The following is a 19,141-nucleotide window of genomic DNA, read 5'->3' as shown; positions in this document are numbered from 1 at the left end:
TTCCAACCTGGCCCACAAGGGATCCACCGGCGTCGGCCTCCTGATGGCCACCCGCCGCCCCAAGCGTCGCTCCGAGCAAGCACTCAGTGGCCTTGTCCAGGGAACTGAAGGTCACTGTGCGCCCGGCATGAGTCCGATCCAGGTGTTATGGCTCTCGGGGATGACCCAGATCGACTCTTTCTTGGCGTCCCACTTCACCGGCACGACGTAATAGCGTCCCTTGCGTTCGATCAAGAGGCGCAATCCTGTGTAGCGGTAGCGGTGACGGTATCCCTCTCCCAGATTCTCCTCAACGATCGACCCGGTGGGCAGGCTGAGAGGTGCGGTACTGAGGACCACGACGCTGGTCCAGTGGAGCACGTTGTCGGCATGCAGCTTGGCGTCCTGTCGGCCAAGGTCCCAGGCGGCCAAGGTGACTGCCCAGAAGAGGAACACGCCGGCGGCGAAGAGCGGCAAGGCTCTACCCCTGAATCCCTGCGGGCGGCCGCCTCGGGCATTCTTGGACTGCCCCAACAGCAGTCCGGCCGCGATGGTGAGTGGAGCCGTCCAGCCGTACGGCTGGATCAGCGGCCACATGACCAGCATGACCAGTCCAGCCGCCACGACTGCCAGATTGCCACGTGAAAGCGCTGTGACCGACGCGTAGATCCTCCGGGCAACCCGGTCCGGAAGCGGCAAGCGGGTCGGCAGCCGAGGAATGCCGCTCACGACCAGGATGACGATTGCGGCTACCAGGACCGGAAGCTTCAGCAGGTGCAGGCTCTGGAGCACGAACTCCGCAAAACCGAAGCCCAGTGAAAATGGGGAAACGTGGAAATAGCTGTAGAAGCTGCTGGTGTAGAGCGCCCCTAGGTAGAACATGAGCGCAGCAATAAAGGAAGCCTGCGCGACCACGACTTTGAGAAGCGCTATCGGACTGGAAAGGCTTCCGCCCGGTTCCTTGTCGAGCGACACCCTGTTCCGCGCCGGCGCAGCCTCGCTCACGTCGCTGGCGGGGGCGGAGGCGGAGGCGGGGGCGAGGGCGGAGGTGGCCGATCGGGCGACAGGGTAGGAACAGGAACTACTGGAGTGCGCTTCTTGTTTGGGGCCGTCGGAGGAGGCGGCGGAGGGGGTACCGACTTACCCGAACCCTTCGTGGGATCGGCGGTGCGGCTTTCAGCGGGTGCCGCTGTGTCCGCCGGCTCCGATGGGTCGGGCGGGTCCGTGGGGTCCGTGGGGTTACCGGGGGATGACTTGGTGGTGGAGAACGTCGAGGTCGGCTCGGTGGGATCGGAATCGTCACAGGCGACGACAGTGGTCATGCACAGGGCAGTGAGCACGCCGACACGTGTAACGCGCCAGAACTTGTCCTGCATGCACCCTCCTTGGTTGCCTCGGAGAGTAATGCCGCTCACACCGTCTAATTGGAAGCCGCACCCGGAGGATCTTGCTCATCCCTCCACTGGCCCTGGGCCGTGCTTTATAGCTGCGGTCCATGCTTCGTTTAGCCCCGACAAAGTTGAATGGCGCTTCATTTTGTGAGCACGAGGCCGGTTAGCGGGGTTCGATCGTGAGGACTCCAAAGCCCGTAATGCGGTCGGGTACGGAATCAACAGGCTGAAACGGAACCGGGCGGGCCCCGATTCGACAAGGCCGGGGTCCGTTTCGCGGGCATCATCATCCTCATCGCCGCGATCAACGAAGGGCTGGCGCCATTTTTTTTGCGTGCATCCTGGTCGCGGTCAGGCCGGGACACGGGGTCGTGCGCGAGAGCCAGGTCGATCCCAGGGCGGAAGTGGACCAGCGGTGGATCAGGTTGAGCGAGACGGCGCTGACTGTCTGTCTCAGTCAACCTGGTTGGATTCCCGCATGACGGATTGGTCGCGGCTCAGCCATGCGTACGGCTCTGCGGAAGATATACCAGCTCTGCTGGATGAGCACCTTCGGGTGGCTGCAGACCGCAGCGAGTACGTCTACCTTCTGGAAGATGTACTGAGCTTCGAGGGTGTGGCCGGCTGGAGCGAAGACTTGGCGTGGGGGCTCACGAACGAGGAGTACGAGATCTCCTGCCCGGGCTGTGCAGCGGGCCTGTTCATCGTCCTCGGCGAGCGTGGGTTCTTCTCGACCAGCGGTGATTACGCACTGTCGGACGACGACATGGAGACGAAGCCCCTTCTCCCCGCCGACCCCGTCGGCCTGACCGGCATCGGTCGCCGTCTCCACGACGTGGCGCTTGCCGACGGCCAGGACCAAGTGGCGAACATGTTGACCTACGTCTTCGGCGAGGCGATCTGCCCGGACTGTGAAGCGCACTTCTCAGTGGCTGCTCGGGTCAGCGACAGCTGGTCAGTCACGTTGGGATGATTCATCCACCGTTTCGAGTTCCGTCTGCGGTCCCGTTGCGTCGTGTGAGCAGGCGCCGATGGCTGCTGGTGCCGATATCGACCCATCCCAGTCGTGGTCGGCAGACAGAGCCGCGGGTCCTGTGCACCGTTGGGGTCTGCGCTGCTGCCAGGCGTTGGCGGGCAGACGGTCGGAGTCGGTGTCCGTACGGATGCCAGTGCGGCGCCGTGCTCGGTCCGGGTACGGGTGAAAGAGGCAACGGGTGAAAGAGGCAACGGCCATCATGTAGCCGGTGGCCATCGCCATGAGCGCAGGCAGAGTCGCGGGTCCTGCTGCAGGCTTCGTCGGCCGGTCGCTCAGGATGCGGTGGTCCTGGTGTCCGGTGCGGTTGCGATCATCTCTTCGGCCAATTCAGTCTTGCGGCCCACTGGACGCCCTCAGAGACACTGCCGCGTGACGACGTTCGGAATCAGAGCACCAGGAGTGCTTGGGCAGTTGGTAACACGACCCTGTTGAGAAGCCTTGGTCGGATGTGACCGGTCAAACGATCCTTATGCGTCACCTGCCAGATCTTGGCCCGACGGGCGCCCACCAGCGTCTATCGGGCGCGGGGTCAGTAGCGCCCTTGAAGAGCCTTGTGGGCACCGTACGCTTCGATGAACCCCTGAATCGTCTGTAGGTCGCCCGAGAAGGATGTGGACCGCCACTTTCCCTTCCCGCCGTCGCGGTACTTGAGGTCCACCCATACATCAAGATGCGCCATCATGCTGTCCGAGGTGGTGCGTGCGGTAGCTTTCAGCGCTATTGCAGCTAGATCGTGGAAATTGACGATCGTCAGCGGCTTGCGTTCGTCCTTGTACTCGATGACCCCGTCAGGGGTGATGACCAGCAGCGGATCCGGATCATCCGAGGTCCCGCGCAGGAAGCCGGATATCTTCCCTCTCTTCTTGGTAAAAACTCGCCAATTCTCGGGTACGGGACCTTGGCTTGCCTGCATCAGGACGGTACGGGGATTCGTCATGCCACCTCCCGTTTTTACGACCGCGCCCAGCGAGATTTGTTGAAGGGTCAGGTGTTTTTGGGTCGCCCAAGATCCTCTCGCTGCGCGCGAGGTGCACCGGAACGTGCAGGACCAATACAAATTCTCCATCCCCTGGCCGGTGTACGCCACTTCCGCGGATCCGGCTATCGGTGAGGTCGCGCCCGACCTCCTAGGCGCTGTCTTCGACCCGCCAACCGTTCGGCCGTCCAGGCTGCTGTGCTGGTCCGACAAGCGCCGACGCCACGCCGGCAAGAGCTACGCATACGACGGTCTGGGCAGGTGGCTCCGAGTGCGGCTGATCCGTCAGGTTCGGCCAACCGCACCCATCGGCGAACGGAGTTACCGTTGCGCATCCGATTGTGCGCGGGCGCGTTCAATGTCGGGGACGTGGCTCTCGGCCCATTCCCGGACAGCACGTAGCGGTGTCAGCAGTGACCGCCCGAGGTCGGTGAGGGCGTACTCGACATGCGGGGGATTCGCGGGAATCTCCGTGCGCGAGATCAGACCGTCGTACTCCATCGCGCGAAGCGTCTCGGTGAGCGCCTTCGGTGTGATCCCCCGGATGTGCGTCTTGAGCTCGGTGAATCGCTTCGGCCTGTTGTCCAGCGCGTTGACGACGAACACCGTCCAGCGCGCCCCGATCCGGTGCAGAACGGTGCGACTGGGGCAGGTCGCGGCCATGACGTTGTAGGCGTTACCCATGTACGACTCCCGGTAGCGTTGTAGATACCAGTATAGAATCTATACCTTCCGGGTTGTGACTATTCCCGATTACGCGGTCCGCCCGTCGATAGGCCGGCACGGCCGTTTCGTCGCAGCGATCGTCATCGAATCGATCGGCACTGGTGTCTTCGTCCCCGTTTCGATGCTGTATTTCCTGGCCACGACGCCGCTGACGCTGCTTCAGGTGGGCGCGGCGCTGACGACTGCCGGGCTGCTGGCGCTGCCGGTGGGTCCTCTCGTCGGAGGACTGGTCGACCGGTACGGCGCCAAGCCGGTATTGCAGGCGGCAAACCTGGTCCAGGCGCTCGGCTTCGCCGGGTATCTCGTCGGGGGCCAGACTTGGCAGATCGCCATGTGTGCCTGGTTGAACAGTGCAGGGCGGGCGGTGTTCTTCAGCTGCTACGGCGTGACCGTCACGGCGCTGGCCGCGCCTGGCCAACGCGAGCGCTGGTTCGGGCTTCTGGGGTCGGTGCGCAACCTCGGCTACGCACTCGGTGGCCTCCTCTGCGCCGTCGCCATCAGTTTCGGTACGCACGGCGTCTATACCGCGATCGTCGTCGTCAACGCCTTGTCCTATGTCGCCGCCTTCGTTCTGATGCGTGCCGTGCCGAATATCCGGCCCGAGGCGGGCAAGGATGCTGCTGGGGGCTGGGGGCGCGTGCTCGGGGATCGGCGGTACCTGTCACTGGTCGCGCATCAACTGTGCTTCGCGATGTCCTTGTTCGCGCTCAACATCGCCATACCGGTCTACGCCGTGGATGTGCTGGGACTGCCTGGCTGGACTGCCGGCGCGGTCTTCACACTCAACGCCCTGATGGTCGGCTTCGGCCAAGGCATCGTCGTCGGGTGGCTCAGCGGGCGGATCCGCAGCCGTGTCCTCGTCGCCGGACACGCCTGCTTCGCGGCCGGCTACCTCCTGTTCCTCGTCGCCGACCGCGTCACCACGCTCGCCCTCGCGGTCGGCGTCGTGCTGCTCGGCGCGGGCAGCTATACCTTCGGTGAAATCCTCGGCGGCCCCATCACGTCGACTGTCGCCGCGGAGAGCGCCCCAGACGCTCTTCGAGGCCGGTACTTGGCCCTCAACCAGCTCGCCGTCACTGTCGCAGGCGCGGTCGCTCCCGCCGCACTCTCCGGGTTGCTCTCCATCGGGCCGGCCGCCATCTGGCTGACCCTGATCGGCGTCAGCGTCCTCGGAGCCACGATCGCCACCGCGATCGGCACAGTGGTGCCGGCGGCTCGGAGCCGCGTCGGAGGTGGCTGATGCCGTGACCGCATAGGTGCGACGGTTGGCGGTCATGGGGGTTGCCGGCACTGCGTGGGCAGGACAGCCCTGAAGGACCGGCTGGGTGGGTGACCGGGCCGGGCATCCGGTGGAGGCGCGACGGGCGCGACCGTGGCTGCCGTGTACGGGCGGCGCAGAGTGGGTGGCGTGGACGTCGAGGGAGTTGCCGAGAGGCTGTACAGGTTGAAGCCGGCTGAGTTCGTTCCGGCGCGCGATGCGTACGTTGCCGAGGCCCGGAAGGCGAAGGACAGGGCCGCGGCGAAGGCTGTCGCCGCGCTGCGTCGGCCGGTAGCCGCAGCGTGGGCTGCCAACCTTCTGGTCCGCGAGCGGCAGCAGGAGGCGGAGCAGTTCCTGGCGTTGGGGGAGACGCTCCGCGAGGCCCACCGGACGCTTGATGCCGAGCAGCTGCGTGCGGCGAGCCATCAGCGGAACCAGCTCATCACCGCCCTTGCCCGGGCGGCTGCCGGACTGGCCCGCGGGGCTGGGGAGCCGGTGAGTGACACGGTGCTGCACGAGATCGAGCAGATCCTCCACGGTGTGCTCACGCACCCGGAGGTCGCCGAGCAGTGGTCGAAGGGCCGGCTCGTGAAGGTGCCCGAGGCCACGGCCGGATTCGCCGCTGTCCCCGAGGGGGCGGTGCCGGACCGCCCGGCCCCGACGGAACAGCCCACACCGAAGAAGAAGCCAGAACGCGCAGCGGCTCGGCGAGAGGACCTCGAGCAGGCGCGTGCAACTGCGGTGGAGGCCGACGCTGAGGTCGGCCGACTCGAGCGGAGGCTCGGGGAGGCCCGCGCTGCGCAGGAAACTGTCGAACGGAAGGCAGAGAAAGCGGCCGAGCGGATTCACCGCCTGGAGCGCGAGCTCCAGGCAGCCCGTCACGCCCACGCCGAATCGGGGGCAGCCACGGCGGAGGCTCGTTCAGCGGTGCAAGAAGCCGAACGTGCTCTGCGGGAGGCGCGCAGGAGTGCTGCGCACGCCACCCGTGTCGTGCAGCGCCTTGAACAACAGGGCGAAAAGTAGATGCGATCTCTACGAGGCCAGCCAGAGCGCGCTCGGCTGCCCGGTGGCGAGGCCAATCGCGCGATGACGTTCTCAGACCATGTTCTGCATGGTCAGTTCGAGGACCGCTTGTAGCGGCAGAGCGGCAGAGCGGCTGCCGGTCCGAGAGTGGCCAGGTAGTTGCCTGGAATCGGCTGACCATGCTGCCGACGACGGTCTTGCCATGCCCGCGGGCCTCGACGGTCCCGAGCGCGAGGAGCAGACCGTTATGAGGACGTGTCGGCACAGGTTTCGAGCTGTCTGCGAAGCTGTCGCCCGTCGAGCTGACCGTATGGGCTCTGAGCTGCGGTAATACGTCGCGGACGTGCCCGCGACGTCCCTTTCGGTATGTTCTTCGAGGCTCGCGGATGCCGGGCCTCAGATGTGCCGAGGAGGATGAACGTGTCTGGTGAGCGGCTCGACTCGGAGTGGGTGCGGAGCTGGTGCGAGCAGACCTCCGCGGTGCTCGGAGCCTTGATGTCGTCGTTTCTGAAGAACCATGGTTTCCCACCTGGTGAGAACGCCGTCGTCCTCGCGACAGATGAGAGCCACGAAGCGACAGACGCACTCGTGGACCTGACGCCGATCGCCTCCGACCTGACGACGCTTTACTGGGTGATTTCCGAGGTCTCTTTGCCTGATATCGAGCAGGGATGCTTCATCCACTCACCCTCGATGGTTGCCAAGCACTTCCGCGAATACGGCTCTGTCCCGCTCGATGACGAGTCACCCGGCATCGTGTTCGCCAGTGATGGTGGTGGTCATCTGTTCGCAGTGGGAGGCAGCGGACGAGTCTGGAGGTCGGCCACGGCTTCCTGGTTCGACGAATTCGAGGTCGCCGCCGTATCCATCCAGGAATTCCTTGAGCAGATGAGCCGACAGGCTGCCGACCAGAGCTGACCCGCCCATCCGTCCGATGACGTGGCTGCCGTACCACGCAGCCGGTGCGGTTCGCCGCCGGAACCCGAGGCTGCGCAGGTTCAGCCGGCGTCGGCGTCGAGCTTTCCTTCGCTCCGGAACAGCGAGCACACATAACGCGCCGTTGCAGTCCCGACGCGACTCCGGCCCCCTCCTCCTGTGCCGAACGCGCCGAGTTCGGAGCCACGTTCGGCAGGGAGCCTTTCGCGGGCCCTGGGCCCACTGGTCGCCGTCTGGATAGGTTGTCCCAGTGCGTAGACCGGGAAACTGGGTGAAGCGGACCCGAAAGGGGCTGTTGTGGGCTTCCGCGTCCATGCTTCTGGGCTCCACAAGTCACGTTGCGGCAGGTGGGCAACTGCCCGACGTGCGAGGTCTGGTAGCCGTCTTCGCCGCACTCGCCACGCTCGGTGTCGCAGTCATCGGCGGCCGACGCCATCGCTTCGACGTGGCTACGCTGATGCTGGGCGTCACCCAGTTCGCCCTTCACCTGGTACTCCATCGCCTCTCGATGTCCGGCGGCGCCGGACGCGGGATGACGCCACGACAGGCCGGCCACCATGCCGGGACTGTCGGCATGTCCGACGGGTCCATGGACATGGGCGCGGCGCGGGATGTCGTCACAGGGCAATCGATGACCCTGGGAATGACGGCTGCGCACGCGCTCGCCACCGTGGGATCAGCCCTTTGCGTCGTCCACGGAGAGCGAATCCTGCGGCGCCTGGCCGCGCTGATCCGCCCTGCCCTCCGGTGGGCGTCGCTACCCCCGCATCCCGGTTCGGCTGATCGTCCCCCGCCTTCCTTCCCCACGACCACGCTCCCTTCGCGGTTCGGTGTGCTGCTCGCGCGGACCCGGCCACTTCGAGGTCCTCCCCAGGTGACTCCTGTCTGATCACGTTCGCGTGATCACGGCACCCGATTCCGCGGCGCGTACGACACCCACCGCCGCGGCTGCTCTTGTCACCCACCCGACTTCGCCGTGCGCGCAGCCTCAGGCGCGCGTGCATTCCTTTGGGGAGCACCCATGTCGTCAACCACTGAACAAAGGCCACCGGAACAAACCTCCGGGGAAACCGACGCACCGACTGCCGGACGCTCCTGGGCGGGCGTGCGGGCGCTGCTCGTCCGGCTCCACTTCTACGCCGGAGTGTTCGTCGCCCCGTTCCTCCTCGTGGCCGCCCTGACCGGGCTCGCCTACACCCTCACCCCGCAGCTCGATCAGATCGTCTACGGTGATCAACTGCGCGTCGGGCGAGTGGGCGACGAGCCCCTTCCGCTGGCAGAACAGATAGCCGCGGCCCGCACCGCACACCCGGAGGGCACACTCGCCTCCGTCATCACCCCGGCCGAGCCGGACGGCACCACCCGCGTGGTACTGGACGTTCCCGAGCTGGGCGAGAAGCAGCGCACCGTGTTCGTCGACCCGTACACCGCCGAGGTGCAGGGCGAGCTCAGCACCTGGTTCGGGTCCACACCCCTGACCACCTGGCTCGACGACCTGCACCGCAACCTGCACCTGGGCGAGACCGGCCGCTTGTACTCGGAGGTGGCCGCGAGCTGGCTCGGGATCATCGTCACGGCCGGACTCGTCCTGTGGCTCGGCCGCAGCCGAGGCAGGCGCGACAAGTCCGCGCGCGGGGTCCTGCTGCCCGAGAAGGGAGCCCGCGGCGTGCGGCGGACACGCAGCCTGCACGCGGCGACGGGCGTATGGATCGCTCTCGGCCTGCTCTTCCTCAGCGCCACCGGCCTGACCTGGTCCCACTACGCGGGTGAGCGGTTCGGTCAGCTGCTCGACGCGGCGAAGGGCCACGCGCCCGCGCTGGATCCCGTCCTGCCGGGCGCTCAGCCGGAGGCCGGGGACGAGGGCGGGGAACACGCCGGGCACGCCGGCACCGATGCGAACGAACAAGGTGCCCAGACGGATCCCGCCGACTTCGACGCCGCGCTCGCCGTCGCGCGGAAGGCCGGACTGGAAGGGACCGTCACGGTGACGCCTCCCGCCGATGCCGCCGGCGCCTGGGTCGTCGCCCAGGACGACAACGTGTGGCCGGTGCGCTACGACCAGGTCGCGGTGGACACCGTGAACGCCGAAGTCACCTCGCACAGCCGCTGGGCGGACTACCCGCTGCTGGCCAAGCTCAGCAAGCTGGGCGTACAGGGGCACATGGGTGTGCTCTTCGGCATCGTCAACCAGATCCTCCTGGCCCTGCTCGCTGTGGGACTGATCGCGGTGACCCTCTGGGGCTACCGGATGTGGTGGCAGCGCCGCCCCACACGTGAGGGCAGTACAGCGCGCCTCGGAAAGGCGCCCGGGCGGGGCACCTGGCGGCGCATCCCACTGCCGGTGCTCGTTCTGGGCGTACCGTTCGCGGTCGCACTGGGCTGGGCCCTCCCGCTGCTGGGCATCACGCTGCTCGCCTTCCTCCTCGTGGATGCGGCCAACGGCCTCGTACAGCGAGCCCGGGCGGGACAGGCGGGATAGCTGACACCGGGGATCGCCGGCGCCGGGGAGCGCGCAGCAGTGCGCCCTCCCCGGCGCCAGGCACCACCTCGAACCTGTTTTCACATCCCTACAGTTCGGGCTGACGCCGATGGTGAGGTTCGCCCGAAGCGTGTCGGCTCAGGTGCGCAGTGAGTGCCCGGTCGTTACGTCCACGTGGTCCGGGATCTCGTCGTGACGATCGCCCACACTCGATGTTCCGGCGGGCTCGAACAGGAGGATCGCGGCGCCGGACGGAGCGTACGGCCTGTGCTCCGTGCCTCGGGGGACGGTGAAGACCGACCCCTGGGGGAGCAGGACCGTGCGTTCCCCGTCGGGCTCGCGCAAGGAGATGTGCAGCTCTCCGCCGAGTACGAGGAAGAACTCGTCGGTGTCGTCGTGGACGTGCCAGACGTGTTCGCCCTCGACCTTGGCGATGCGGACGTCGTAGTCGTTGACACGCGTGACGATGCGGGGGCTCCACAGTGCGTCGAACGAGGCCAGAGCCGTGCTGAGAGAGATGGGTACGTTGCTCATGGACTCATCCTGAGACGGTTCACCTGGCCGGCGTGAGTGCTAGGAATCGCACATGACGAAAGAATCCTCGCATGCAGGTGTGGCTGCGGGCGTACACCGGGTCGTCGTGATCGTGGACGAGAACTCGAACCCCTTCGAGCTCGGCTGCGCGACCGAGGTCTTCGGCCTGCGCAGGCCGGAGATCGGCCGTGAACTCTACGATTTCAGACTGTGCTCGCCCGAGCCCCGCACCTTGATGCGGGACGGCTTCTTCTCGCTCACAGGGATCGCCGGCCTGGGAGCGGCCGACGCGGCGGACACCTTGATCGTGCCCAACCGGCCCGACACCGAGGTGCCCCGCCGCCCCGCCGTGCTCGATGCCATCCGACGCGCTCACGCACGCGGTGCGCGCCTGGTCGGCTTCTGCAGCGGTGCCTTCACCCTGGCCGAGGCCGGAGTCCTCGACGGGCGCCGGGCCACCGCGCACTGGCAGTGGGCGGATTCCTTCCGCGCCCGCTTCCCCTCCGTCCGGCTCGAATCAGACGTGCTGTTCGTGGATGACGGTGACATCCTCACCGCTGCGGGGAGCGCGGCCGCGCTCGATCTCGGGTTGCACGTGGTCCGCCGCGACCACGGCGCCGAGGTCGCCAATTCTGTGAGCCGACGGCTGGTCTTCGCCGCGCACAGGGACGGTGGGCAGCGGCAGTTCGTGGAGCGCCCCATGCCCGACCTGCCGGACGAGTCCCTGGCGCCCGTCCTGGCCTGGGCCCAGGGCCGGCTGGACTCACCGCTCACCGTGTCCGACCTCGCGGTGCGTGCGGCGGTCAGTGCGGCGACACTGCACCGGCGTTTCCGGGCGCAGTTGGGCACGACACCGTTGGCGTGGCTCACGGGGGAACGGCTTGCCCTGGCATGCCGGTTGATAGAGCGAGGTGAGTCCCGCTTCGAGATGGTCGCGCGGCGCAGTGGGCTCGGCACCGCTGCCAACCTGCGTACTCTGATGCGCCGCGAAACCGGCATCACCCCGTCGGCTTACAGGCGCCGGTTCGGCCCCGGGGTGCGTTGACGGCCGTCCTGAATCCTCTGCCGACAGCCCTCTTCCCGAGAGCGTGAGGCCAGGAGCGTGGATCGGTGACGGGCAACCGGGCGACCGGTCGCCATCGGCGCAGCAAGCCCGTCGGCAGTTGCACCAGCCGCTCCCGGTGGCGCAGGGCCTAGGTGGCATCCCGGCCGAGCGCCGGCCGCGTCGGCACTGGCCAGGGCACCTGGAAGCCGAGGGGACCACCAACCTGCCCGGGTCCGCAATGTGCTGCCGACTCCATCCCCACCGGCCCAACCATCTGGCACTCTGCCGAGCATGACCTATTGGGATCCGATACCGACCGTCAGAGCCCTGGTGGGCCGGCCGCATCCGTTGTGGCGAGGCGACCTGGAGCACGACTGGTCCGAGCCCGCGCCCGACGGCGGGTGGGAGGGCCGGGACTGGCGGAACGTCCCCGGCCCCTTCTACACCGCCAATACCGACAACTGCTGCACCGGGCGCCAGTACGCGCCCCGCCTCGTCACGTATGAGGACGAGGAACTCAGGGAGTTCGTCTTCCGCCAGCCGGTAGGGGCCGTCGAGGTCCAGGAGCTGGTGTGCGCCGCGGAATGCGACCCGTTCGCCGGGTACGGCGGAGACGGCGACCTGCACTGGACCCCGGAGCTGGTGCGGGACTGGTGGCGTGAGCGCGGCGGGGTCCAGGAGTGGGCCCGGCGCATGGGCCGGAGCGAGTGGATGCTCTCCGACCGCGAGCACCTCCGGGACGCCGCGGTCGGCGCGCGGGCGTACTTCACCCACCTGAGCCAGGGCCTTGAGGCATACCTGCGCGACTACATGTTCTGGCTGGCGGAGGGCCGCCCGGCGACCTCTGGCGATCGGCTGCCGGTGCTGGACGCATAGAGAGTTTGCGGCTCACACGTGAACAGGTCGCATGACGCTCAGCTCACCGATGCGCCCGGTGCCAGAGTCAAGCCTGCGGCCGCGAGGAAGGCATCGAGGCTGATGAGACCACCGTCGGTGCCGTCATCCCACTCGACCAGGAGTTCCGAGAGGCCCGAGTTCCAGCTGTCGGGAGCGTCGGTGCCGGGGTCGGGGTGCCGTTCGACGCGGCCTTCACCGTGCCGGTAGCGGAGATGCAGGTACTGTCCGTCGGCGGTCCAGGCGTCCCACTGAGACGGGAACGCGCAACACGTCTGTACGACCCGTACCGAAGCCTGGCTCCCGGCGCTGTTCACCCGGCGATGATCGCGCACTCTTCCAGCCCGGGCTATCGGGTTCAGATCGCAGGGCGGACGCACGGTAAGCCAGAGCTCCCACCAGCGGTGACCGGCCGCAAGCGAGCGACGATCAGCCGGAGCGGCCGGCCGCTCCCGTGCTCACGAAGCGGTGATCGCCCCGGCTCGCTCCTCCCGTCCGAGCCCTCCCTTCGATGGCGTCCGACGGCATCGGAGCTGATCCACCGAACCGCCTCGGAGCGGCCCACCGGGTGCGTGCATACGCCGGTCGGGAGCATGCTGAGGTGTGACCTGGTTCGGCGCGGCGGAACGCGCTCCACTCGGCAAGAGCGGGGCTGCGCCTGCACGGCACAACGGTGGTGGTGTGCCGGACGAGCTGTCCCTGGTGCTGGCAGAGGCCGTGGTGAGCGCGGTCGAGTCCGTCGGCGGGTATACGGGCGGTGTATATCTGCGCTCCGAGACGCCGGGGCTGCTGCGCCTCACGGTGCTCGCAGGTCTACCCATCCCGCTGTTCCGCCCCTGGTGGCGCATGCACGTGAACCGGCCCTTCCCGGTGGCCGAGGCCTTCTCCACCGGTCAGCCCGTGTTCCTCGGCGACGCCGAGGAGGCCACGCGCCGGTTTCCGCAGCTGATGGCCGGCCTGCCCTTCCCCTTCGGCTCGCTGTACGTGCCCGTCGTCAGCGGTCACGAGAGGATCGGGGTCCTGGTCGTGCTCCGGCCCGCCACCCCCGGACAACCGGTCACGCCGGTGGACCGCGACAGGTTGCAGCACGTCGCCCAGCGGCTCGGCGACGACCTCGAGGCGCTGGCTGACGACGGAACGCCGGTCCGGTGGGAAGGCGATCCGGTTCCCGTCCAGCTGCCTGCGGCCACCGCGCCCCCGGTAAGGATCGGTCAGTTCGACTGGGACCTCGACAGCGGCGCCGTCACCGCGGACGAAGACGTGTGCGCGATCCTCGGTACGCGGCCCGCCGACTTCCCCGGCACCATCGACGCGCTGGCGGCGCGGCTGGTGCCGGAGGACGTGTACGGCCTCTGGACACTGGCCCGCCAGGCCGTGGGGACCGGCACACCTGTCACCCGCAGAATGCGACTCCAGGGCCCCGACGGCAGGTCGCACCTCCTGGAACTCTCGGGCCGCCGGGCCCGCCCACCCGGCGACGGCACGGGAAGGCACCTGACCGGATACCTCGTGGACCTCGGGACCGGGCCCGTCATTCCCGAGGCAGCCGACCGGTTGCCCCGAGGAATCTTCTCGCTCGACCGGCTCGGACGGATCACCTACGTCAACCATCTGGCGGAATCGCTCCTCGGCTCCGCCCGGGCAGACCTGGTGGGACGCGTCCTGTGGGAGGCCCTGCCGTGGTTCGGTCATCCCGCGTACGAGGACCACCACCGCGCGGCACTGCTCTCCGTAGAACCCGTGCACTTCCTTGCCCTCCGCGCCACGGAGGAATGGCTGTCCGTCTCCCTGTACCCGGGCGACGACGGGGTGACGGCCACGCTCACCGCCACGGACCAGCCCGCCTACGCCCCTGGATCGGCCGTCACCCCGGGCATCGGGATCGGAGCCCCGGCCGACCAGTCCACCGCGCTGTACCGGCCCGTGGCCCTCGCCATCGCGCTGACGGAGGCAGTCACCGCGCGACAGGTGTCCGCCGTGGTCACGGAGGAGCTGCTGCCCGCATTCGGCGGACGGCAGCTGGCGATCTACCTGCTGCACGAGCGACACCTCTACCTGGCCTGGGAGACCGGCTTCCCGAAGGGCTTCCTCGACCCCTTCGACGGCGTCGCCCTCGATGCCCACCTTCCGGGCGTGGAAACACTCACCTCCGGCCGCCCCATCTTCTTCGAGTCGATGCAGCACCTGGGCGCCGCCTACCCGGGCATCGCCATGGAGACCGACGTCGGCGCCCGGGCCTTCCTGCCACTCATCGCCTCCGGGCGGCCCGTCGGCTCCTGCATTCTCGGCTTCGACCAGCCGAGGGGCTTCAGCCCCGAGGAACGCACGGTCCTCACCGCCCTGGCCGGACTCATCGCCCAGGCCCTCCAGCGCGCCCAGCGTTACGACACCGAGGCTGCCCTGGCCCGTGGACTGCAGGACGCCCTGCTGCCGCACCGGCTACCCCAGGTCGAGCACGTCGACACCGCCGGGCGCTACCTCTCGGGCACCCAGGGCATGGACGTCGGCGGTGACTGGTACGACGTGATCGAGACCGACCGGGGCCTCGCCCTCGTCATCGGGGACGTCCAGGGACACGGCGTCGCGGCTGCCGCAACCATGGGCCAACTACGCAGTGCCGTACGTGCTTTCGCCTTGAGCGGCCAACCTCCGCAGGAGGTGATGAGCGGAACCAACCGGCTGCTCATCGACCTCGATCCCGGCCAGTTCGCCAGCTGCTGCTACATCGTCCTGGACCCCGGGACCGGCTACACACAGGCCGTGCGGGCCGGCCACCCGCAGCCGATCCTCCGCCATCCCGACGGCACGGTCGAGACCCTGGAACTGCCCGGCGGCGTCGTGCTGGGAGTGGACGCCACAGCTTCGTACCCGCTCACCGAGCTACGGCTCGAACCCGGGGCGACGCTGGCCCTGTTCACCGACGGACTCGTCGAACAGGCGGGCACGGACATCGACCTGGGCATCGAGCGGCTCTGCGGCACGATCGCCCAGGACCGTTCGGCCTCACTGGCCGACACCGCGGACCATGTGATCAGGGAGGCGAGGCAGGCGGCCGACCGCCCCGACGACATCGCGCTCCTGCTCGCCGCCCGCTGGGCCGTCGGCCGCGAGAGATAGAACCACTCGGCCTCACCGGCCCGGGTGCGGGCAGCGCCCTCGTCCCACGCGCAGCGGTCGCGCCGAACGGCCGCTCACCCGGCGGGACAGTGGTGACGGGTGCTCGGGGCGGGGGCGTGGTCGACTGGCCGGGTGAGGTGCGGTGCATGGCTGCGCGGTGCATGGCCGTGTGGTGCTTGCCAGGGAGGCAGTGATGGGGCAGGACCGGCTGTACGGGCGGGTGGCAGTGGTCACCGGAGCCGCGCGCGGGGTCGGCGCGGCGACGGCGCGCCATCTGGCCGAGCGTGGGCTGCGGGTGGTCCTGCTGGGGCGGGAGCTGGAGTCACTGCGGCGGGTGGCGGCCACGCTGCCGACCGAGGCCCGCTGCTTCGAGGTCGACGTCACCGACGAGGCCGCGCTGCAGGGCGCGGCACGCGTCGTGGGGGAACGGATGGGGCCCGCGTCCGTGGTCGTGGCGAACGCGGGGATCGCGGCGGCGGGCCCGTTCGCCGCCAGCGAGGCCGCGCTGTTCAACCGGGTCATCGACGTCAACCTTGTCGGCAGCGCGAACACGGCCCGTGTCTTCCTGCCCCAGCTCATCGCGACGCGCGGCTACTTCCTCCAGGTCGCCTCCACCGCCGCCTTCGGGGCCGCGCCCTTCATGAGCGCCTACTGCGCGTCCAAGGCGGGAGTCGAGTCCTTTGCCCAGGCCCTGCGTACCGAACTCCGTGCCGAGGGCGTCGATGTGGGCATCGCCTACCTCCACTGGACCGGCACCGACATGATCGACGCCCTCGACGAACACCCCGTCCTGCGCGCTCTGCGCGCCCATCAGCCCGCCCCCGCCCGCCGGGTCCACTCCTCCGACCAGGTTGCGGCCTGGCTCACTCGCGGTGTGGAGCGCCGAGCCACCAGCATCTACGCACCACCGTGGCTGCGCCTCGTGCAGCCCCTGCGCCCCCTGTTCCCCCTGATCGTCTCCCGAATCGCCCGCCGCTCCCTCGCAGGTCTCCCGGCCGACGGCCTTCAGCGCACCACCGGGGTGCTGGGAGCAGGAGGCCGGGCGGACTGGGAGGCCCGGCGACCGGAGACGCCAGGACCACCCGTCATCCCGCCTCAGTGTTGAACCTCGGGGGTGGATGGGGATGCACCCGGAGCGTACGCAGGGTGTGTCCGCCACAACACGACGCTGTCGCGGCGTGGTGCCGCGTGGATGGGGCGCGGTCGCCGCGACGGCCTCACCGCCGTCCTCGGCTGCATCCCTCTTCCGGCCCCTGGTGGGATGATTGTGCGGCCGGAGGTGTTTGCGCGTGCTGCCACCGGTCACACGAGAACTGTTCCTGATGTCGAGCAGAGCAAGGGTGTGAATGACATGGCTGCCGATGAGAAGAGCAAGGCGAAGACCGAGCAGGCCAAGGGCAAGGTCAAGGAGGCCGCCGGCCGCACGGTCGGGAACGAACGCCTCACCGCCGAAGGCCGGGCCGAGCAGACCAAGGGCGACGCCCGCCAGGCCAAGGAGAAGGTGAAGGACGCCTTCAAGCACTGACGTCCGCGAGAGCGCGACACGCTCTCAGCCTTGTGTGTGGCCCGGCCCCCTGCCGGGCCACACACATGTCGGCGGCAGGGGCGAGCGATGTGCGTGCGCCGGGTACGGGCCGGTGGTTGTTCCTCCCGACCGCTTCCCGCTCTCCCGCTCTCCTGCCGCTCCGGGTCGTCTGCGACCGGAGCCCGGATACGTCTCCGCCGTGCCTGGCGGCCTCCACCCGGAGTTCAGCTGACGTCGTCGCCGTGCCGGGGCTTCGGAGCGCCCGGTGGTACGAAGCAGGCGGTGACGGTCTTGCCCGACGCCTGCGGATGCGTGGCCCAGCTGTCCGCGAGCGCGTCGATGATGGCCATGCCGCGCCCCCCGGTCGTCGTGAGGTCCTCGGGCCGCTTGGTGGGGGGCAGGGGATCGGAGTCGTGGACGCTCACGTGGAGACAGTGGCTGTCCCAGGTGAGGACCAGCTGCGCGTCGCTGTGCGCGTGCACGTGAGCGTTGGTGATCAGCTCGGAGACGCTGAGCAGTATCGCGTCCACCGTGTCGGGGGAGTCCTCGGTCCACTTCAGGGACTCCAGGTGCTCCCGCGTCCACCGACGGCCGGCCCGCACGCCCTGCGACACCGGAAACGACTGTGCCCATCCCATCGCGCGCAGCGACGTGTCCTTCGTCATCGGCCCTCCCTCGCTCGGCTCTCCACATCTCCTACCCCCGCCTGCGCGGCACATCCGGGCATCCCCGGCGCACACCCCGGCAGATGACCCGAAGCAAGAGCGGGAGCAGAAGCGGAAAACAGAACAGAAGCGGGAACGGGGTCTGTCCCTGGGATATCCGGGCACACGCATCTCACCCCCTTCGAGAGGAGCGCCCCATGCTCGGTATAGCCGCAGCCGTCCTGTTCTTCATCGCTTTCCTGATCAACGCAGCGGACATCGCCACGAACGACGTCTTCGCCTCCGTGAACGTCATGCTCCTGGGCCTGACACTTCTCGCGCTGCACGTCGCGGGCATCGGAGCCAACCGCCCCGCCCGCAGACGCTGACGACACCAACTGGAACCCGGCGCGGGCAAGCGGTCATCGAGCTTCCGCTCCCGCACCGGGCACAGAGCGGCCCTGGCCCCGAAGCGATTCGAGGCCAGGGCCGCTCTGTGCCCGTGCGCAGTGAGTGGAACGCGGCCTGCTCGGGGCGCCGTGCGCCGGGCTGCCACAGCCTGCCGCCCTCATGCCGTATATCATGTAATGGCGCCATATCTATGTGACGCGGGCAGCGTGTTGTCTCCGATTGCTAAGAGGGCACATGGCCGCAGGCGAAGAGGACGAGACAGAAGAGGTCCGGCGTCCGTCCACCAGGAAGCCCACCAAGAAGTCCACGAAGAAGACGACGGCTGGGCGGGCGGGCAGCGGGACGAGCGAAGCCGGGCGCGCACCCCGCAAGGTATCCGCGGCGGGCGCCATGCGGAACGCAGCCGCGCAGCTCCAGGAGCTCCTGGGACGAGCCCCTGAGTCCGTATCGGCTGTGAAGCCGACGGAGGAGGGCTGGCAGGCGGACGTGGAGGTCATGGAACTGGAGCGTGTCCCCGGGACCACCAGCGTGATGGCGAGTTACCGGGTGACGCTGGACGAGGAGGGTGAACTGGTGGCGTACGAACGCACCCGCCGGTACACCCGAGGGCAGATCGACCAGAGGTAGCCAGGCCGGCGCCCCGGGACGTCACCGCGGCCGCCGTGTGCAAGCGCCCGGAGCAGGCCTGGACCTCCGAAGGGAGGCACCATGACTGTGGTGCCGCAAGGTGGAGGAACCGTTTCCAGGGGCGGCGGAGCGGGGTCCGGGAACCTCTACGACATCCTCGAACTGATTCTGGACCGCGGCCTGGTCATCGACGTGTTCGTGCGTGTGTCGCTGGTGGGAATCGAGATCCTCAAGATCGACGCCCGCATCGTCGTGGCGAGCGTCGATACCTACCTGCGTTTCGCGGAGGCCTGCAACCGCCTGGACCTGGAACAGGGGCGCAAGGCGCCCTCCCAGCTGACCGACCTCGTCGGCGAGGTGACGGAAGGCGGATCGCACGGCAAGGCCAAGGGGGCCCTGAGCGGGGCCGCCGAAGTGGTGACCGACGCCCTCAAGGGGGAGAGCGGGGACGACGAGGAATCCGGCACGAAGCGCAAGGAGCCCGTGGAGAGGCGGGAGCGGCCGAAGCGTCGGCCTGCCGCCCGACGCCGTGAGGAGTGA

General features: G+C 68.4%; 19 protein-coding genes. 13 read left to right on the top strand and 6 right to left on the bottom strand.

The features are described from left to right. Positions 1 to 111: 111 nt before the first annotated feature. Positions 112 to 954: a hypothetical protein gene (locus AB0C82_RS32350; protein ID WP_362849153.1), complete on the bottom strand. Its 843-nt coding sequence runs from the start codon at positions 952 to 954 to the stop codon at positions 112 to 114. Between the two features lie 894 nt (positions 955 to 1,848). Here AB0C82_RS32350 and AB0C82_RS32345 point away from each other — a divergent pair. Beyond that, complete coding sequence (locus tag AB0C82_RS32345; RefSeq protein WP_362849151.1) at positions 1,849 to 2,343, top strand: hypothetical protein; 495 nt, start codon at positions 1,849 to 1,851, stop codon at positions 2,341 to 2,343. A gap of 592 nt (positions 2,344 to 2,935) precedes the next feature. Here AB0C82_RS32345 and AB0C82_RS32340 read toward each other — a convergent pair. Beyond that, complete coding sequence (locus tag AB0C82_RS32340) at positions 2,936 to 3,343, bottom strand: hypothetical protein (RefSeq protein ID WP_362849148.1); 408 nt, start codon at positions 3,341 to 3,343, stop codon at positions 2,936 to 2,938. A gap of 360 nt (positions 3,344 to 3,703) precedes the next feature. Continuing rightward, positions 3,704 to 4,066, bottom strand: coding sequence for a helix-turn-helix domain-containing protein (locus AB0C82_RS32335; RefSeq protein WP_362849145.1), 363 nt, complete (start codon positions 4,064 to 4,066; stop codon positions 3,704 to 3,706). A gap of 55 nt (positions 4,067 to 4,121) precedes the next feature. Here AB0C82_RS32335 and AB0C82_RS32330 point away from each other — a divergent pair, with 55 nt between their 5' ends. The 4 genes from AB0C82_RS32330 to AB0C82_RS32315 all read left to right on the top strand — a co-directional run bounded on the left by AB0C82_RS32330 (position 4,122) and on the right by AB0C82_RS32315 (position 9,804). Then, complete coding sequence (locus AB0C82_RS32330) at positions 4,122 to 5,348, top strand: MFS transporter (RefSeq protein ID WP_362849143.1); 1,227 nt, start codon at positions 4,122 to 4,124, stop codon at positions 5,346 to 5,348. A gap of 168 nt (positions 5,349 to 5,516) precedes the next feature. Beyond that, positions 5,517 to 6,389, top strand: a complete 873-nt coding sequence (locus AB0C82_RS32325; RefSeq protein WP_362849140.1) for a hypothetical protein — start codon at positions 5,517 to 5,519, stop codon at positions 6,387 to 6,389. A 414-nt stretch (positions 6,390 to 6,803) separates the two neighbouring features. After that, positions 6,804 to 7,307 carry a hypothetical protein gene (locus tag AB0C82_RS32320; RefSeq protein ID WP_362849139.1) on the top strand — a complete coding sequence of 168 codons (504 nt, stop codon included), beginning with the start codon at positions 6,804 to 6,806 and terminating at the stop codon, positions 7,305 to 7,307. A 1,039-nt stretch (positions 7,308 to 8,346) separates the two neighbouring features. Beyond that, positions 8,347 to 9,804 (top strand): PepSY domain-containing protein, encoded by a 1,458-nt coding sequence (locus AB0C82_RS32315; RefSeq protein ID WP_362849137.1) that lies wholly within the window; start codon positions 8,347 to 8,349, stop codon positions 9,802 to 9,804. Between the two features lie 138 nt (positions 9,805 to 9,942). On the opposite strand, the gene AB0C82_RS32310 is transcribed toward AB0C82_RS32315, so the two are convergent. Continuing rightward, positions 9,943 to 10,338 carry a cupin domain-containing protein gene (locus tag AB0C82_RS32310; RefSeq protein WP_362849134.1) on the bottom strand — a complete coding sequence of 132 codons (396 nt, stop codon included), beginning with the start codon at positions 10,336 to 10,338 and terminating at the stop codon, positions 9,943 to 9,945. Between the two features lie 52 nt (positions 10,339 to 10,390). Between AB0C82_RS32310 and AB0C82_RS32305 the strand changes: the two genes are divergently transcribed. Beyond that, positions 10,391 to 11,383, top strand: coding sequence for a helix-turn-helix domain-containing protein (locus AB0C82_RS32305; protein WP_362849132.1), 993 nt, complete (start codon positions 10,391 to 10,393; stop codon positions 11,381 to 11,383). A gap of 291 nt (positions 11,384 to 11,674) precedes the next feature. Then, the gene (locus AB0C82_RS32300; RefSeq protein WP_362849130.1) at positions 11,675 to 12,259 is read left to right on the top strand and encodes a ferredoxin; all 585 of its coding nucleotides are present in this window, start codon (positions 11,675 to 11,677) and stop codon (positions 12,257 to 12,259) included. A 38-nt stretch (positions 12,260 to 12,297) separates the two neighbouring features. Here AB0C82_RS32300 and AB0C82_RS32295 read toward each other — a convergent pair whose 3' ends face one another. Next, complete coding sequence (locus AB0C82_RS32295; RefSeq protein ID WP_362849128.1) at positions 12,298 to 12,594, bottom strand: hypothetical protein; 297 nt, start codon at positions 12,592 to 12,594, stop codon at positions 12,298 to 12,300. A 364-nt stretch (positions 12,595 to 12,958) separates the two neighbouring features. Here AB0C82_RS32295 and AB0C82_RS32290 point away from each other — a divergent pair, with 364 nt between their 5' ends. From AB0C82_RS32290 to AB0C82_RS32280, 3 genes are all read left to right on the top strand, one after another. Continuing rightward, entirely contained in the window at positions 12,959 to 15,394 is a 2,436-nt protein-coding gene (locus AB0C82_RS32290) for a SpoIIE family protein phosphatase (protein WP_362849257.1), read from the top strand. 193 nt (positions 15,395 to 15,587) lie between these two features. Then, positions 15,588 to 16,499, top strand: coding sequence for an SDR family oxidoreductase (locus tag AB0C82_RS32285; RefSeq protein WP_362849125.1), 912 nt, complete (start codon positions 15,588 to 15,590; stop codon positions 16,497 to 16,499). A 246-nt stretch (positions 16,500 to 16,745) separates the two neighbouring features. Next, a complete protein-coding gene (locus tag AB0C82_RS32280) occupies positions 16,746 to 16,919 on the top strand; it encodes a CsbD family protein (protein WP_362849122.1) in 174 nt (57 codons plus the stop codon). Positions 16,920 to 17,143: 224 nt separating this feature from the next. On the opposite strand, the gene AB0C82_RS32275 is transcribed toward AB0C82_RS32280, so the two are convergent. Then, on the bottom strand, positions 17,144 to 17,584 hold the full coding sequence (locus AB0C82_RS32275; RefSeq protein WP_362849120.1) for an ATP-binding protein: 441 nt from the start codon (positions 17,582 to 17,584) through the stop codon (positions 17,144 to 17,146). A gap of 197 nt (positions 17,585 to 17,781) precedes the next feature. Between AB0C82_RS32275 and AB0C82_RS32270 the strand changes: the two genes are divergently transcribed. The 3 genes from AB0C82_RS32270 (at position 17,782) to AB0C82_RS32260 (ending at position 19,141) form a co-directional block, all read left to right on the top strand. Next, complete coding sequence (locus AB0C82_RS32270; protein WP_362849117.1) at positions 17,782 to 17,952, top strand: hypothetical protein; 171 nt, start codon at positions 17,782 to 17,784, stop codon at positions 17,950 to 17,952. Between the two features lie 256 nt (positions 17,953 to 18,208). Beyond that, positions 18,209 to 18,601, top strand: a complete 393-nt coding sequence (locus AB0C82_RS32265) for a gas vesicle protein (RefSeq protein WP_362849114.1) — start codon at positions 18,209 to 18,211, stop codon at positions 18,599 to 18,601. An 81-nt stretch (positions 18,602 to 18,682) separates the two neighbouring features. After that, on the top strand, positions 18,683 to 19,141 hold the full coding sequence (locus tag AB0C82_RS32260; protein ID WP_362849111.1) for a gas vesicle structural protein GvpA: 459 nt from the start codon (positions 18,683 to 18,685) through the stop codon (positions 19,139 to 19,141).

This window comes from Streptomyces sp. NPDC048560 (assembly GCF_040650955.1).
Taxonomy (GTDB): Bacteria; Actinomycetota; Actinomycetes; order Streptomycetales; family Streptomycetaceae; genus Streptomyces.
This window is presented reverse-complemented; position numbering and strand designations above follow the sequence as displayed.